14 protein-coding genes and 2 pseudogenes are annotated in these 15,613 nt (G+C 59.0%); 14 read left to right on the top strand and 2 right to left on the bottom strand.

The features are described from left to right. Positions 1-38 precede the first annotated feature (38 nt). Positions 39-2,615, top strand: coding sequence for a type I DNA topoisomerase (gene topA, locus ACERZ8_RS11660; protein ID WP_407592356.1), 2,577 nt, complete (start codon positions 39-41; stop codon positions 2,613-2,615). Here the strand turns inward: topA and ACERZ8_RS11655 are convergent. After that, positions 2,607-3,062 (bottom strand): MarR family winged helix-turn-helix transcriptional regulator, encoded by a 456-nt coding sequence (locus tag ACERZ8_RS11655; RefSeq protein ID WP_407592355.1) that lies wholly within the window; start codon positions 3,060-3,062, stop codon positions 2,607-2,609. The two genes, topA and ACERZ8_RS11655, sit on opposite strands and share 9 nt — an antisense overlap. A 103-nt stretch (positions 3,063-3,165) precedes the next feature. Here ACERZ8_RS11655 and ACERZ8_RS11650 point away from each other — a divergent pair, with 103 nt between their 5' ends. The 5 genes from ACERZ8_RS11650 (at position 3,166) to ACERZ8_RS11630 (ending at position 6,669) form a co-directional block, all read left to right on the top strand. Beyond that, positions 3,166-3,786, top strand: a complete 621-nt coding sequence (locus ACERZ8_RS11650) for an SRPBCC family protein (RefSeq protein WP_407592354.1) — start codon at positions 3,166-3,168, stop codon at positions 3,784-3,786. Positions 3,787-3,980: 194 nt separating this feature from the next. Beyond that, positions 3,981-4,694: a CoA transferase subunit A gene (locus ACERZ8_RS11645; RefSeq protein ID WP_407592353.1), complete on the top strand. Its 714-nt coding sequence runs from the start codon at positions 3,981-3,983 to the stop codon at positions 4,692-4,694. A gap of 14 nt (positions 4,695-4,708) precedes the next feature. Beyond that, positions 4,709-5,737, top strand: a complete 1,029-nt coding sequence (locus ACERZ8_RS11640) for a PAS domain-containing protein (RefSeq protein ID WP_407592352.1) — start codon at positions 4,709-4,711, stop codon at positions 5,735-5,737. 9 nt (positions 5,738-5,746) lie between these two features. Beyond that, positions 5,747-6,373 carry a 3-oxoacid CoA-transferase subunit B gene (locus ACERZ8_RS11635; protein ID WP_407592351.1) on the top strand — a complete coding sequence of 209 codons (627 nt, stop codon included), beginning with the start codon at positions 5,747-5,749 and terminating at the stop codon, positions 6,371-6,373. A gap of 5 nt (positions 6,374-6,378) precedes the next feature. Continuing rightward, positions 6,379-6,669, top strand: coding sequence for a GNAT family N-acetyltransferase (locus tag ACERZ8_RS11630; RefSeq protein ID WP_407592350.1), 291 nt, complete (start codon positions 6,379-6,381; stop codon positions 6,667-6,669). A gap of 19 nt (positions 6,670-6,688) precedes the next feature. Here ACERZ8_RS11630 and ACERZ8_RS11625 read toward each other — a convergent pair whose 3' ends face one another. After that, the gene (locus ACERZ8_RS11625) at positions 6,689-7,492 is read right to left on the bottom strand and encodes a lytic transglycosylase domain-containing protein (protein ID WP_407592349.1); all 804 of its coding nucleotides are present in this window, start codon (positions 7,490-7,492) and stop codon (positions 6,689-6,691) included. A 369-nt stretch (positions 7,493-7,861) separates the two neighbouring features. Here ACERZ8_RS11625 and ACERZ8_RS11620 point away from each other — a divergent pair, with 369 nt between their 5' ends. The 8 genes and pseudogenes from ACERZ8_RS11620 to ACERZ8_RS11585 all read left to right on the top strand — a co-directional run bounded on the left by ACERZ8_RS11620 (position 7,862) and on the right by ACERZ8_RS11585 (position 15,608). Continuing rightward, positions 7,862-8,041: a Flp family type IVb pilin gene (locus ACERZ8_RS11620; protein WP_407592348.1), complete on the top strand. Its 180-nt coding sequence runs from the start codon at positions 7,862-7,864 to the stop codon at positions 8,039-8,041. 110 nt (positions 8,042-8,151) lie between these two features. Further along, positions 8,152-8,328, top strand: a complete 177-nt coding sequence (locus ACERZ8_RS11615; protein ID WP_407592347.1) for a hypothetical protein — start codon at positions 8,152-8,154, stop codon at positions 8,326-8,328. Positions 8,329-8,519: 191 nt separating this feature from the next. Next, positions 8,520-9,376 (top strand): annotated as a pseudogene (gene cpaB / locus ACERZ8_RS11610) (Flp pilus assembly protein CpaB). A 221-nt stretch (positions 9,377-9,597) separates the two neighbouring features. After that, the gene (locus ACERZ8_RS11605; protein ID WP_407592346.1) at positions 9,598-11,025 is read left to right on the top strand and encodes a type II and III secretion system protein family protein; all 1,428 of its coding nucleotides are present in this window, start codon (positions 9,598-9,600) and stop codon (positions 11,023-11,025) included. 11 nt (positions 11,026-11,036) lie between these two features. Next, positions 11,037-11,703, top strand: a pseudogene (locus ACERZ8_RS11600) (OmpA family protein). A 237-nt stretch (positions 11,704-11,940) separates the two neighbouring features. Beyond that, positions 11,941-13,179, top strand: coding sequence for an AAA family ATPase (locus ACERZ8_RS11595; protein ID WP_407592345.1), 1,239 nt, complete (start codon positions 11,941-11,943; stop codon positions 13,177-13,179). A gap of 23 nt (positions 13,180-13,202) precedes the next feature. After that, positions 13,203-14,630, top strand: a complete 1,428-nt coding sequence (locus ACERZ8_RS11590; protein ID WP_407592344.1) for a CpaF family protein — start codon at positions 13,203-13,205, stop codon at positions 14,628-14,630. A gap of 12 nt (positions 14,631-14,642) precedes the next feature. Continuing rightward, on the top strand, positions 14,643-15,608 hold the full coding sequence (locus ACERZ8_RS11585) for a type II secretion system F family protein (protein ID WP_407592343.1): 966 nt from the start codon (positions 14,643-14,645) through the stop codon (positions 15,606-15,608). The last annotated feature ends 5 nt before the right edge of the window (positions 15,609-15,613 follow it).

The raw sequence follows: 15,613 nt of genomic DNA, 5'->3' as shown, positions 1-15,613 counted from the left end.
GAGCACCCAGTTTTCCCGGTCAGAGGTTGATCCGTTAAATGCCTGTCGTCGTTGTAGAATCCCCGGCTAAAGCCAAGACAATCAACAAATATCTGGGCGATGACTATACCGTTCTGGCAAGCTACGGACATGTCCGTGACCTGCCGCCCAAGGACGGATCGGTCGATCCCGACAATGGATTCGAGATGCTTTGGGAGGTCGCCAGCGACAGCAAAAAGCACATGAAGGCGATTGCCGATGCGCTGAAGGACGACAATGCGCTGATCCTCGCAACTGACCCTGACCGCGAGGGCGAAGCGATCAGCTGGCACCTGCAAGAGGCCCTGACCAAGCGCAAGTCGATCAAGAAAGACACACCCGTCAGCCGCGTCACCTTCAATGCCATCACCAAGGCCGCCGTGTCCGAGGCCATGGCCAATGCCCGCCAGGTCGACATGCCGCTGGTGGAGGCCTATCTGGCACGCCGCGCGCTGGACTATCTGGTCGGCTTCAACCTGTCCCCCGTTTTGTGGCGCAAGCTGCCCGGAGCGAAATCCGCAGGGCGCGTGCAGTCTGTCTGCCTGCGCATCCTGACCGAGCGTGAGATGGAGATCGAAGCGTTCCGCAATCGCGAATACTGGTCGGTCAAGGCTGTGCTCGCCTCCCCCCGCGGACAGGAATACGAGGCGCGCCTTGTCAGCCTTGCGGGTAAAAAGCTTGACCGCTTTGATCTGGAAAACCAGACGCAGGCCGAAATGGCGGTGCAGGCCATCTCAAGCCGCGATCTGAAAATCCAGTCGGTCGAGGCCAAGCCCGCATCGCGCAACCCGTCGGCCCCGTTCATGACATCGACCCTGCAGCAAGAGGCGAGCCGCAAGTTCGGCATGGGCGCGCGCGCAGCGATGAGCACAGCGCAGCGGCTGTATGAGGCCGGCTATATTACTTACATGCGGACCGATGGGATCGATATGGCCCCCGAAGCCGTGACGATGGCGCGCGATGCGATCAAGGATCGTTACGGTGCCGACTATGTTCCGGACAAGCCGCGCATCTACAAGAACAAGGCCAAGAACGCCCAGGAAGCGCACGAATGTATCCGCCCCACCGACATGGCCAAGGATGCCGATGCGCTCAAGATCACCGATGCCGATCAGCGCAAGCTGTACGATCTGATCTGGAAACGCACTCTTGCCTGCCAGATGGAAGGTGCACGGCTTGAGCGCACCACGGTCGAAATCGGCAGTGCCGACGGCCAGGTTGGTCTGCGCGCCACCGGTCAGGTCATTCTGTTCGACGGGTTCCTGCGTGTCTACGAAGAGGGCCGCGATGACGAGGTTGTCGATGATGACGACAAGCGCCTGCCGCAACTGAGCGAAGGCGAGGCTGCCGACAAACGCGGTGTCACCCCTGAACAGCATTTCACCCAGCCCCCGCCCCGCTACACCGAAGCTACGCTGGTCAAGCGGATGGAAGAGCTGGGCATTGGCCGCCCCTCGACCTATGCCAGCATCGTCACCACGATTCAGGATCGCGGATACGTGCGCAAAGACCGCAACCGCCTGATCCCCGAGGACAAGGGGCGGCTGGTGATTGCTTTCCTTGAAAACTATTTCCGCCGCTATGTGGGCTATGATTTCACCGCCGATCTTGAGGAACAGCTGGACGATGTCAGCGCCGGGGATCGCGACTACAAGGACGTGCTGGGCCGGTTCTGGACCGATTTTTCCGCCGCCATCGCCGAAACCAGCGAATTGCGCATCACCGAGGTGTTGGAAAAGATCAACGAGGTGCTGGAACCCCACCTGTTCCCGCCGCTTGAGGATGGGGGCGATCCGCGCCTGTGTCCGAATTGCGGGGCTGGGCGGCTCAGCATGCGCACCGCGCGCTCGGGCGGGGCCTTTATCGGCTGCTCGAACTATCCCGAATGCCGCTACACCCGCCCCTTCGGCCCGCCGGACCCGGAAGCTGAGGCCAGCGCGATCCCGCCCGAGGGCAAGCTGCTGGGCGAAGACAATGGCGACGAAATCCGCGTCTTCAAAGGGCGCTTTGGCCCATATGTCCAACGCGGGGCCATCACTGAAGAGAACAAGAAACCCCCTCGCCAATCGATCCCCAAGGATTGGGCACCAGAAGAGCTGGAGCTGGACCGTGCTGTCATGTTGCTGTCCCTGCCCCGCGAAATCGGCCCCCATCCCGAGGACGGCGTGATGGTCTGGGCCAATATCGGGCGCTATGGCCCCTACATCAAACATGCCGAAAGCACGTCTGATCGTGGCGGTACCAACGCCAACCTCGAAGGGATCGACGAGGTGTGGACTGTTGGCATGAACCGCGCAGTGCAATTGCTGGCAGAGAAGGTGGCCAGCCGTGGTGGACGCGGGGTGGCGGCCAAGCCACTGCACGAATTGGGCGAACATCCCGATGAGGGTGGGCCAGTGGCGGTGATGAAGGGCAAGTACGGGCCTTACGTCAAATGGGGCAAGGTCAATGCGACGATCCCCAAGGGCACCGAGCCGGAAGATGTAACAATGGACATGGCCGTCCAACTGATCGCCGAAAAAGCGCCCGCCAAGAAGAAGCCTGCCAGGAAAAAGGCGGCGGCGAAAAAGAAGCCGGCCAAGAAAAAGTCAGCCTGACGTCGCCCCGTCCTCAAGGGCGGCGACACGCGCGACGACCTGATCCATAAGGCTCAGAAACGTCTCCTGATCGCCCTCGGACAGGGCGGACAGGAAAACACCCATATTCTGAATATCCTGGCGGTGGATCGCTTCGGCGATCTTGCGCCCCTGTTCGGTCAGGGTCAGGTCATAGGCGCGCCGATCCTCTTCGCTTTGGGTGCGCGCGATATAGCCGCGCTTGACCAGACGCGCGATCACGCTGCTGGCGGTTGTCGGTGCCACCCCCAGCATATCGGCCATAGCCGAGGCGCGCAGGCTTGAGGCCTCGCGCAGCATTCCAAGCATATGAAAATCGAGCGCGTTGAACTTGATCACGTGCTGATGCTCTGCCGATGTGCGTTCGCTCACCAGCATGACACGCATCAACACGCGGACGTATTCCAGCAATCTGCACTCTTTGCTCATGCGGTTTTCTGACCAAAGCCCCTTGAACTGGCAAGAGCCAATCCCAAATACTACGATATTCGCACCTTTTAGTGCGAACGTCGTATCAAAAGGAGATCACCTCTTGCGCCTTGCATCCTTCCTGCCCGCTATCCTTCTTGTTGCCGCCGCCATTCCGCTTGTCGCCACGGCCAAAGGCACGCCGCCACTGACCCCTTCACTGGACTTTGCGGAAACGACGCCCGGCATCCCGTCACCACCCGCGCTGGTCGATCAGGCCCGCTATATGACGAACAGTGAAACGGCGACCTTTCCTGGCACTGTGGCCGCGTTCCGTGCCTTTATGGATGCCAACCCGATCACGGATTTCGTTGTGGCGACCGATGCGATCCCCGCGATCGAGAACATCGTCTACCTGTCCGGCACCTGGCCCGAGGTCGGGGCCGTCCGGCGGGTTGATCTGGCTGGCGGGCACAGCGCGCATGAGCGGGTCATCGCCAACACTCCGGACCGGTTCGCCTATCAGATCTGGAACATCACCGCGCCGTCCGGACGCGTCATCGATCATATCATGGGCGAATTCCAGTATGGCCAATCCGGCGGCGATACGACCGTCATCTGGAACTACAACATCAAGCCCAATCTGTTCCTTGCCCGCCCCGCCATCCGGCGGTTTCTGCTGAATGATTTCGCCCCGTTCATGCAGGCCGGACTGACCGGTGTGGTCGCTGCCTACCAGCGGTAAACCCGCTCTGCGGATGTGCAGAGACGCCATGCACATCCGCTTAAATGCCCACATTTTGCATTATATCGCCTTAGCATCCAAAGAGGTGTCCGATCCGCTCTGCCGCTCCGAGCGTCCGTTGACTTTGTTGCGCCCGCCCGTCACATATTTTATGAACAACATCAGGCTTCTCAGGAAGTGTCGGGGGGACAGCAATGAAAAAGATTTATGGCTCGGCGGCAGATGCCCTTGATGGTGTTTTGTTTGACGGGATGTTCATCGCCGCGGGCGGGTTTGGCCTGTGCGGCATTCCCGAATTGCTGCTCGACGCGATCAAGGACGCAGGCACCAAGGACCTTACTTTTGCGTCCAACAACGCGGGTGTTGACGACTTTGGTATCGGCATTCTGTTGCAGACGCGGCAGGTCAAAAAGATGATCAGCTCGTATGTCGGCGAAAATGCCGAATTCATGCGCCAGTACCTGTCCGGCGAATTGGAGCTGGAATTCAACCCGCAAGGCACGCTGGCCGAGCGGATGCGCGCGGGCGGATGTGGCATCCCCGGGTTTTACACAAAGACCGGCGTGGGCACCGTGATTGCCGACGGCAAGGAGCACAAGGAGTTCCCCACAGGACCCGACGGTGCGCCCGAGACCTATATCATGGAGACGGGCCTGTTTGCCGATCTGGCCATCGTCAAGGCGTGGAAGGCCGACGCCACCGGCAACCTCGTGTTCCGCAAGACCGCGCGCAACTTCAACCCGCCTGCCGCCATGTGTGGCAAGGTCTGCATTGCCGAAGTCGAAGAGATTGTGCCCACAGGCTCGCTGGACCCGGATTCGATCCACCTGCCTGGCATCTACGTGCACCGCATCGTTCAAGGTGAACACGAAAAGCGGATTGAACAACGAACAACGCGCGCGGCCTAAAGGGGAGCAGGATCGTGCCAGACACTATTGAACAGCTTCTTGATCAGGACTCGGCCTTTGACGGCTACAACCGCGCGCAAATTGCGATTGTGGTGACCAATCCGTTTCTTGAGGACAACCCGATTGTCTATGTGAACGATGCGTTTGCGCGGTGCACAGGTTATGCCCGCTCGTCCGCCATTGGCCGCAACTGCCGGTTCCTGCAGGGCGAGGATACGAACAAGGCCGACGTGGACAAACTGCGCCACGCCATCGAAAACGAACAGACCGTTACCGTCGATATCATGAATTACCGTGCCAGCGGCGAAAAGTATCGCAACCGGCTGGTCGTGTCGCCGCTGCATGATGATGCGGGCAAGCTGCAATACTTCATCGGTATTCAGAAAGAGCTGCGAAACGGCGACGCCGATACCTCGGCCGAGGAAATCAATGCCGCGCTGATCGAGATCCAGAACCGTGTTGCCACGGACCTGTCGCTGGTGATCGGCATGATCCGTCAGCAATCGGGTGCCACGTCGGTGCCAGAAGACTACGCCGCCCTGCATCGCCGCATCGAGACGCTGCAACTGCTTTACGAGGAAATGAAGCTGGCGGATTCGCAGTCCAACCGCGACAGCATCCCGATGGGCAGCTATCTATCCCGTGTTGCCGCGGCAATTGCACATACGATGGGGCGGCCCGGCGTGCGCATGAACCTGCAGATCGAACCCCTTGAGGTGCCCATCGAAACCGCCACCCGTGTCGGCCTCGTGATGTCCGAAGTGTTGACCAACGCCTTTCAGCACGCGTTTGATCGTATGGACAGTGGTCTGGTCGAAGTGAGCATGAGCCAGCTGAGTGCAGGGGGCCTGCGCCTCGTCATATCGGACGATGGCGTCGGCGTGCCCAAGGACATGCAGTGGCCTGACAGCCGCACCATGGGCGGGCGCATCGTTTCGGGACTGATCGAAGGGCTTGAGGGCACGCTGCTGCTGGGCCGCGGGGCTGCTGGCAGCTTTATCACTATCGACGTGCCTGCGGGCGCGACACTTTTGGACGAATAGGAAAATCACATGCCTTGGGATCGAAACCAAATGGCGGCGCGCGCCGCACAGGAACTCGAAGACGGCTGGTATGTGAACCTTGGCATCGGCATTCCGACGCTGGTGTCCAATTACATCCCCGACGGGATCGAGGTGACGCTGCAATCGGAAAACGGGATGCTGGGCATGGGCCCCTTCCCGATCGAGGGCACAGAAGACCCCGACCTGATCAACGCGGGCAAGCAGACCATCACCGAATTGCCCCAGACCGCCTATTTCGATTCCGCGCAATCCTTCGGCATGATCCGGGGCGGCAAGATCGCGATGGCGATCCTGGGTGCGATGGAAGTGGCCGAAAACGGAGACCTCGCCAACTGGATGATCCCGGGCAAGCTGGTCAAGGGTATGGGCGGCGCGATGGACCTGGTGGCAGGCGTGGGTCGTGTCGTGGTGGTCATGGATCACACCAACAAGCATGGCGACAGCAAGGTGCTGAAAGAGTGCACATTGCCCCTGACCGGTCAGGCGGTGGTGGATCGCATCATCACCAACCTTGGCGTGCTGGACGTGGTCGAAGGTGGTCTGCGCATTGTCGAAACCGCCGATGGTGTGACCGAGGATGACTTGCGCGCCGCGACCGCCGCGACAATTGTCTGAACGGGATGGCTGACTTCGACATCCAACGCGAAGATGGCGACACGAAAGGCAGGCTGTTCCTTATACATGACGGGACAGAGGCTGAATTGACATACTCTATACTGTCCCCCCACACCCGCATTGCGGATCACACAGGCGTGCCAGATGCGTTGCGCGGCACGGGTGCCGGGCTTGCCCTTGTCGAACGGCTGGTCGCGGATGCGCGTGCCGAAGGTTGGAAGATCGTGCCGCTGTGCCCCTTCGTGAACAGGCAACGCGCCAAGCATCCGGAATGGGCGGACGCGTTCAACGTCTGAGCGGTCAGGTTGCCCCGCCTCAGTTCATCGCGGCGAAAACGCACCCATCCGTGACCAGAACCGGCGGCGTGATGCAAAGCCCCCGCGCCAATTGGAATGTCGCCAGAACCTTGGGCACATAGTCCCGCGTTTCAGCATAGGGCGGCACGCCCTGATGTTTGCGCACAGCCCCCTCGCCCGCGTTGTAGCCTGCGAGAACCAGCACCGGGTCGCGGTCAAAGTGGCCCATCAGCCAGTCGAGATACTTTACACCGCCTTCGATGTTCTGCGCGGGTTCGAAACTGTCCGTGACGCCGAAACGGGATGCAGTGTCGGGCATCAACTGCATCAACCCTTCGGCCCCTGCCCCGCTTTTGGCGTCTGCCACACCGCCTGATTCCACCATCATCACGGCAAGAACCAGCGCTGGGGAAACATCCGTGCCAATCGTTGCCTTGAGGATGTCGATCCCCCGCGCCTTGGCCAGCGTCTGCATCTGTTGCAGGCGCGGAACGGGGACAGGCGCCTCGGAACGGGCAAGCGCACGCATCGCCAGATCAAGGCGACCGGGCCCGGAATCGGCGATGTCAGGTGATATGTCGTTCCAGAACCAGTCAAAGCGGGAAGCGCGTGGTGATGTCGGCGCGTCCGCTGCCTGTGGTACTGCTGCGGCTTGTGATTCCACGGGATCGATCTGGATGGTGATCCTTTTGGTGGTCCCCGCACTGGGCGGTTTCACACGTTTGGCCGAAAAGTCCTTGAACGGAGGGGGATCATTGGCCGTTACAGGGCCTCCGCCCACAGCTACAGCCAAAAAGGCTGTGCAAATCACAGTGCGTATCATCATGGCTCGCCTCAAGACTTCGGTTCTCTGACCGATATTGGAGACAATATCGCAAAAAAACCGGCCTCAAACCAGCTTTGTCCACGCCAAACATGGCGGCATTGCCTTATTTGCCACGCCCTTTAATGAAAATTGACAGGACCTCAATTTTCTCCTGAGAAAAATTCCATTGATTTCAGTTGGGTAGCTGAATCCATCAAATTTTTTTTGTTGCGACGTGAAATGCTCAATATGCCGCCAAATTCGTGCCCCAATCCGAGGTCTATATAGCCCCATACCAAGTCGGACATGGGCCAATGAGAGAGAGCGGCCCTAACCAGACGGCGAGGTTGAAACGCAAAACTACTGATCCTTTGGAGGGACACTACAATGATGAACTTTATCAAAAACTTCCGTAAAGACGAAGACGGTGCCGTGACAGTTGACTGGGTTGTTCTGACAGCCGCAGTTGTTGGTCTGGCCGTTGCAGCTTACACGTCCATCGAAACCGGTGCGACCGAGCTGACAGCTGACACCGACACATTCCTGCAGGCTCAAGACCCTAACTAAGTTGGTCTGACCTGAAGGTCTATTCTACACGGGGGGCCGCGACCGCATCCGGACGCGGCCCCTTTGTGCGTCTCACAGTTACTGTACTCGTTTGAAAAGGTGTTCATGCCATGACCCACTTCATCAAGAAATTTTGCCGCGACCAAGACGGCGCGGTTACCGTAGATTGGGTTGTGCTGACCGCGGCAATCGTCGCGCTGGCCGTGGCTTTGGTGCTTGCCCTCACAAACGGCTCCGTAGGAGTGTCCGCCGGAGTTGAAGAATTCATGACCAACTGGTCGTTCTAAACCCGACCGAGTTTGTATTCTACCTGCGCCCGGGCTTGCCTCGGGCGTTCGGCGTGCCTGCATCGCTTGCAGCGGCAGATGCCATCTAAACACCCCCACGTCCCAGAATCTGCCACATTCCCGTGGCACCTTGATCGCAAGAGGCCCTCACCTTTGTTCGGTGATGATGGGCCCAGATATGAGGTATTACTATGCGAATGGTTTTCGGATTGGTTCTGTTGGCCGGGATCGCCCTTGCCGGGGGTGCCGTGTACATGGCCAAAAACTACATCGGGCAATATCAGACCGCGCTGGCCAAGGAACGGGCGCAACGCGAAAAGATTGTGCCTACGATTCCTGTCTACGTGGCCGAACGCCCGCTGAAATACGGCGAAGCGCTGACCATGGAAGACGTGCGCACCGTGGACTGGCCTGAAAACGCCATCCCCGAAGGTGCATTTACAGAAGACAACCCAATCTTTGCCGAAGGCGTGACTGCCGCCCGCGTGGTGCTGCGCACCATGGAGAAGGATGAGGCGATCCTTGAGGTCAAAGTCACCGAACCCGGTGAAGAGGCCGGCCTGACCTCGCGTCTTGAGCGCGGCATGCGCGCCTTTGCCATCAAGGTCGACGTGGCCTCGGGTGTGTCCGGCTTCCTGCGTCCGGGTGACCGGGTTGACGTCTACTGGACCGGTCGGGTGGATCAATCGCTCAGCCAGGACCGCGGCGAAGTGACCAAACTGATCGAACCGGGCGTCAAGCTGATCGCCATCGACCAGAACGCCGCCGGTGATCTGGATGGCGCAACCATCGCTCAGACCGTCACCGTTTCGATCCCCCTGCCAAAGTGGCCAAGCTGGCGCAGGCCCAGTCATCGGGTCGTCTGTCGCTGTCGCTGGTTGGGGCCGAAGACGACACCGTGGCCGCCGCCATCGAGGTCGATCAGCGCGCCCTGCTGGGCATCGCAACTCAGGAAGTCAAAGCCGCGGTGGAAGAAGAGAAGACCTGTTCGATCCGCACACGGCGCGGCGCGGAAGTGGTCGAAATCCCGATCCCCTGCACAAACTGAGACTGAAAATCAAAGACTTAAAGTGGCGTCCCCAACCGGGGGCGCCATTTGCATTTGGGGCTCTGTTGCCAGTTATCCACATAAACGAACTGCGTGAACCCATTGATTCTTGCAATAAAAACCAAAGTGCCGCATGGTGCTGAAAATAAGCGGGCGAACGACCCGTTACTATCGCGGGCAATAAGACCCGACACCGAGGCGTGATCAAAAAGGCAGGTCACATGTATATTGACGGACTATTCAAAGCGACCCTTCTGGGGTTGTCCATTGCAATCAGCCCGATGGCGTTTTCTGCGCAAGCCGAAAACCTGAGGGTCGTGCGCACTGCAACCGAAGCGACGCTGAACGTGCCCATGAACCGGGCCGTGGTGGTGGAAAGCGAAGAGGCTTTCGCCGAACTCAGCATTGCGAACCCCGCCATCGCGGACATCTCGTCGCTGAGCGATCGCACTATATATGTACTTGGCAAATCGCCCGGTCTGACCACGCTCACCCTTCTGGATGCCAATGGCCGCCTGATCACGAACGTCAATGTGCGCGTCGCAGCGGATATTTCAGAGTTCAAGGAACGCCTCCGCCAGATCCTTCCGGGTGAAAAGATCGAAGTGCGCACCGCCAATGACGGGATCGTCCTGTCTGGTGTCGTGTCATCGACGTCTCGCCTGCAACGCGCGCTTGATCTGGCCGAACGCTACGCCGAAGGCCGCGTTTCCAACCTGATGAGTGTCGGTGGCGTCCAGCAGGTCATGCTGAAGGTACGCTTTGCAGAGATGAACCGCTCTGTTTCCAAATCCCTCAGCTCGTCCTTGTCTCTGAACGGGTCGATCTTTTCGGGTGATGTGGGCGTGAACGGCGGGACCGGCACGACAAACAGCTCGGGCGGCGTTGGCACAAGCCTCGGGGGCAACATCCCGGCCATCAACGAAAACGCAGGCGCCATCCTGTTTGGCTTTAACACCGGCAACACCCAAGTCGGCCTGTTGCTCGAAGCCCTTGAAACCAAAGGCGTTGTGCGGACTTTGGCCGAGCCAAACCTGGTCGCTCTGTCCGGGCAAGAGGCAAAATTCCTGGCCGGTGGCGAATATCCCGTGCCCGTCAGCCAGGACAACGGCGTGATCACCATCGAATTCAAACCGTTCGGGATCGAGTTGAACTTTATCCCCCGCGTGGTGGACAAGGACCTGATCAACCTCGAACTCGAAGCGGCGGTGTCCGCCATCGACCCGACCAACGGGTTTGCGGTCAACGGCTTTGAAATCGACGCCTTCTCGCGGCGCGAGACATCGACCACGGTCGAGATGCGCGACGGCGAAAGCTTTGCTATTGCTGGACTTCTGGAAGACAACTTCGACGACAACTCCAGCCAGTTGCCCTGGCTTGGCGATGTGCCAATCCTTGGGGCCCTGTTCCGCTCGGCGTCTTACCAGCGCAATCAAACCGAACTTGTGATCATCATCACGGCGCACCTCGTGTCCCCCGTCCGGGGCGATATTCTGGCGCTGCCCACTGATCGCATCAAACCACCCAGCGAAAAGGATCTGTTCCTGTATGGCCGCACAGCCGCGGGCACCCGTGTTCCCAAACAAGGGGCTGCAGGCGAGGTTGCCAAACAGGACTTCTCCGGCTCATATGGCTACGTGTTGGATTAAGGACAGGGTTCATGAAACCGATCATCTCAGTCGCACTGGTAAGCAGTCTCGCTATCTCGGCGTGCACGACCTCCAGCGACCCGGTCTACACCCAGTTCTATCGTGAAGCGGGATCATTGGTCGATACCGGCCAGTTCGGGAACGCCACAGCTAACAACACGCTGATCATGACAGGCGAACAAGGCTATACGTTCGATCTGGCCAACCGCTTCGCATCCGAAGTGATCACGACTGTCAACTTTGCCTTCAACTCGTCCCGTCTGGACGCTGGGGCTCAGGACGCCCTGCGCCAGCAGGCCGGTTGGATCCGCCAGTTCCCCGAAGTGCGCTTTCGCGTCTATGGGCACACGGATGCGGTTGGTTCGGCAGGCTACAACAAGCAACTTGGTCTGGCCCGCGCCCGCGCTGTCGTGAATTTCCTGGTCACCCAAGGCATCCATCGCTCACGGCTCGAAGCTGTCGCCTCTTTCGGTGAAACCCAGCCTCTGATCGTGACGCAAGGACGCGAACGCCGCAATCGGCGCACCGTGACCGAAGTGTCGGGATCTCGTGAAATCCAATCCGACGGTTCTGGACGGCAAATACGCCCAGATCATCTATCGCGATTACGTCAAATCGGCCGAACCACCCAGCCAGTTGACCGGGATTACGGGCGCCGATTTGCGCACCGAACAGTAACCCCCACTCTCTCGTTTTCCACTTTGGCGCGCAGACAATCCTTGTCTGCGCGCCTTATCGTCCCAAGAAACCCAACAATTGGGGTTTTTTAGCCCAAATCTCGCCTGAATTGACTGCGAAAAACGCATCTGAGGATACGTATGTCCAATGGATTTTGGGCGCAGGAATCGCAGTCAGGCGGCGCAAACATCGCCCAAAACCCTGACCCGCGGTTCGCAATTGAAGGACGAGTGGGCAATGAGCAGTGTAATGCCGCAACCAGAGACCGCACCAATCGTGGCCTGTACAATCAGCCGCGATGTGCAGAATTTCGATCTGCTGATCGAGGACATGGAACAGGCTCTGGGTGAGTCGTGGGGCGATCTGGGATTTGCCGAGGCATTGGCCTTTTTCAACCAACCCGAAGCAGAAGCGATGGAGTTTGTCGCACTTGCGCTGGATGACGCGGACGAAGACAACCTTGTCCTGATGGGTGAGATCATCACCCAGGCCAAGGCGCGCGACATTAAGGTCATTCTGATTGCCGAAGACGTCACACCCGCCTCATTGCACCAGTTGCTGCGGCGCGGGGCGGATGAATTTGTGCCCTACCCCCTGCCCGAAGGTGAATTGCATTCCGCTATTGAGCGCCTGCGCGCCAGTGGCACCCCGCAACCGGTTGAGGCCGAGCGCACCGCCCAACTGAAAACGGGCGTCAACAAGGAAGGTGCTGTGTTCGTCACGCACGGCGTTGCCGGTGGCACCGGCGCGACCACGCTGGCCGTCAACCTTGCCTGGGAACTGGCGCTGCTGAACCCAAACGAGACACCCAATGTGTGTCTTCTGGACTTTGATCTGCAGTTCGGGTCGGCGTCGACCTTTCTGGACCTGCCCCGCCGCGAGGCCGTGTTCGAAATGCTGTCGGACACCGAAGCCATGGACGAGGAAATCTTTGGCCAGTCTTTGCTGACATTCGAGGAAAAGCTGCAGGTGCTGACTGCGCCCGCGGACATGATCCCGCTTGATCTGATCACACCGGAAGACATCAATCGCGTGATCGAAATGGCGCGTGCGCATTTCGATTATGTCGTGATCGACATGCCATCGACCCTTGTGCAGTGGACCGAGACCGTTCTGTCCGCCGCCCATATCTACTTTATCACGCTTGAGCTTGATCTGCGCTCTGCCCAGAACACGCTGCGTTTCAAGCGCGCGTTGCAGTCCGAAGAGCTGCCCATCGAAAAGCTGCGCTATGTGCTGAACCGCGCGCCCAAGTTCACCGATCTGGGCGGCAAGGCGCGGGTCAAGCGCCTGTCCGAAAGTCTGGATATCGCGATCGAAGTCCAACTGCCAGACGGCGGCAAGCCGATCACGCAAAGCGCGGATCACGGCCTACCACTCGCCTCGTCGGCGACCAAGAATCCACTGCGCCGCGAAATCGCCAAGCTGGCCGCATCCATCCATGAATTGAGTGAGGACCACGTCAAGGCGGCGTGATCCGATAACCCGGGGGTTTCTCGATGTTTTCGAAATACAAAAAAGAGGCACCGGCACCAGCCGCCGCACCTGCGGAAAAGGTCGCCGAAGAACCAAAGGCCGCAGCGCCTTCCAAGATTGCGCGCAAGGCCAACGCGTCCGCCGCAGCGGTCGTGCCGATGGACAAGGAACGCAAGAAAAAGGAGCGGATGGGCGAGATCAAACTCGACCTGCACCGTGCCCTGCTTGATAACCTGAACCTGTCCGCGCTGGAATCGGCGACGGAAAACGATCTGCGTCAGGAAATTCAGGCCATTTCAGGCGAATTCCTGCAGGAACAGAACATCATCCTGAACCGCGAAGACCGCCAGATTCTGAACCAGGAACTGTTTGACGAAGTAATGGGCCTTGGCCCGCTCGAAACCCTGCTTAAGGACGAGACGGTCAACGATATTCTGGTCAACGGTCCCCAACAGATCTTTGTGGAACGGTCGGGCAAGCTGGAACTGACGGACATCACCTTCAAGGATGAACGTCACTTGCTTCGGATCATTGATAAAATCGTGTCCGCCGTGGGTCGTCGCGTTGACGAATCCAACCCTTATGTTGACGCCCGTCTGAAAGATGGTTCGCGTTTCAACGCCATGGTGCCACCCATCGCGGTGGACGGCAGCCTTGTCTCCATTCGTAAGTTCAAAAAGGACAAGCTGGGCATCGACGATCTGGTGCAATTCGGTGCCTTTACCGAAGAAATGGCTGCATATCTGCAAGCTGCCGTGGCCACGCGCCTGAATGTCATCGTCTCGGGCGGTACCGGTTCGGGTAAGACGACGACGCTCAACGCGCTGTCCTCGTTTATCGACAACGCTGAACGCATCCTGACCATCGAGGATACGGCGGAACTTCAACTGCAACAGACCCATGTGGGCCGGATGGAAAGCCGTCCGCCCAACGTGGAAGGCAAAGGTGAGGTTTCCCCGCGTGACTGTCTGAAAAACGCCCTGCGGATGCGCCCGGACCGGATTATCGTCGGCGAAACGCGTGGCGAGGAAGTCATCGACATGCTTCAGGCCATGAACACCGGCCACGACGGGTCGATGACCACGATCCACGCCAACTCGGCGCGGGACGGCGTGTCACGTCTGGAAAACATGATCGCGATGGCCGGCATCGAAATGCCGCTCAAGGCTGTGCGCTCGCAAATCTCGTCCGCCGTGAACCTCATCGTGCAGGCCTCGCGCCTTCAGGACGGATCGCGCCGCATGACGTCGATCACCGAAATCACAGGCATGGAGGGCGACGTGATTTCCATGCAGGAAGTCTTCCGTTTCCAGCGTGTCGGTCTCACACCCGAAAACAAAATCATCGGCCATTTCACAGCCACAGGCGTGCGTTCTCACTATTCCGAACGCTTCCGCATGTGGGGCTATGATTTGCCATCCAGTATCTACGAACCAATCGCTGCCGAATAAGGAACCCGAAAAATGAGTGCAGAACCAATTATTTACGGGTTGATCTTTATCGGCGTGCTTGTGCTTGTCGAAGGCATCTACCTTGTCGCCTTTGGCAAATCCATCAGCCTGAACAACCGGGTGAACCGTCGTCTCGAAATGCTCAACAAGGCAGGCGGGCGGCGCGAGGAAGTGCTGGAACAGCTGCGCAAAGAGATGCAGCAGCATATGGGCGCACGCTCGATCCCGCTTTATTCCTTGCTCGCCGAACGGGCCCAAAAGGCGGCCATCGCCTTTACCCCTCAGCAACTGATCATGATCATGGGCGGGCTGTCAGCGGTGGCCTTTATCGGCCTCAGCGTCGGCACGGAAACCGAAGTGCCGGTGCGCATCCTTCTGTCCGTAGGCATTGGCATTGGTGCCGTGTTCTTCTGGGTGTCGTCCAAGGCCAGCAAACGTATGGCCATGATCGAAGAACAACTGCCTGACGCGGTTGAACTCATGGTGCGCTCCCTTCGCGTGGGTCACCCGTTCAGCTCGGCCATCCAGATCGTCGCCAAAGAGGTGCAGGACCCGCTGGCCTCTGAATTCGGGGTGATCGCGGATGAATCTGCCTTTGGCCGGGACGTGGGTGAGGCACTCAAGGCGATGGCCGAACGGCTTGATATGCAGGATTTGCGCTTTCTCGCCGTTGCGGTGACCATCCAGCAGCAATCAGGTGGTAACCTCGCCGAGATCCTCATGGGTCTGGCCAAGGTGATCCGCGCCCGCTTCCGCCTGTTCCGCCGTGTGAAGGCGATCACGGCCGAGGCCAAGTGGTCGGGCAAATTCCTGTCCGCCTTCCCGCTGGTCGCCCTCGTCGTGATCAACATTGGTGATCCGCACTACTATGACGAAGTGCGCGACCACCCGTGGTTTATCCCGGCCTGTTTCGTCGTCGGTATCTTCTTGTGCGTTAACCTTGTTGTGATGCGCGTCCTGACCAATATCAAAGTTTAAGGAGC

The organism is Tateyamaria armeniaca (genome assembly GCF_045797845.1).
Lineage (GTDB): Bacteria > Pseudomonadota > Alphaproteobacteria > Rhodobacterales > Rhodobacteraceae > Tateyamaria > Tateyamaria armeniaca.
Note: the sequence above shows the minus strand (reverse complement) of the source record. Positions and strands in the feature narration are given on the sequence as shown.

Coding starts and splice junctions, on each gene's coding strand:
- topA (WP_407592356.1), top strand. CDS start 39: ATGCCTGTCGTCGTTGTAGAATCCCCGGCTAAAGCCAAGACAATCAAC.
- ACERZ8_RS11655 (WP_407592355.1), bottom strand. CDS start 3,062: ATGAGCAAAGAGTGCAGATTGCTGGAATACGTCCGCGTGTTGATGCGT.
- ACERZ8_RS11645 (WP_407592353.1), top strand. CDS start 3,981: ATGAAAAAGATTTATGGCTCGGCGGCAGATGCCCTTGATGGTGTTTTG.
- ACERZ8_RS11635 (WP_407592351.1), top strand. CDS start 5,747: ATGCCTTGGGATCGAAACCAAATGGCGGCGCGCGCCGCACAGGAACTC.
- ACERZ8_RS11630 (WP_407592350.1), top strand. CDS start 6,379: ATGGCTGACTTCGACATCCAACGCGAAGATGGCGACACGAAAGGCAGG.
- ACERZ8_RS11625 (WP_407592349.1), bottom strand. CDS start 7,492: ATGATACGCACTGTGATTTGCACAGCCTTTTTGGCTGTAGCTGTGGGC.
- ACERZ8_RS11620 (WP_407592348.1), top strand. CDS start 7,862: ATGATGAACTTTATCAAAAACTTCCGTAAAGACGAAGACGGTGCCGTG.
- ACERZ8_RS11615 (WP_407592347.1), top strand. CDS start 8,152: ATGACCCACTTCATCAAGAAATTTTGCCGCGACCAAGACGGCGCGGTT.
- ACERZ8_RS11605 (WP_407592346.1), top strand. CDS start 9,598: ATGTATATTGACGGACTATTCAAAGCGACCCTTCTGGGGTTGTCCATT.
- ACERZ8_RS11595 (WP_407592345.1), top strand. CDS start 11,941: ATGAGCAGTGTAATGCCGCAACCAGAGACCGCACCAATCGTGGCCTGT.
- ACERZ8_RS11590 (WP_407592344.1), top strand. CDS start 13,203: ATGTTTTCGAAATACAAAAAAGAGGCACCGGCACCAGCCGCCGCACCT.
- ACERZ8_RS11585 (WP_407592343.1), top strand. CDS start 14,643: ATGAGTGCAGAACCAATTATTTACGGGTTGATCTTTATCGGCGTGCTT.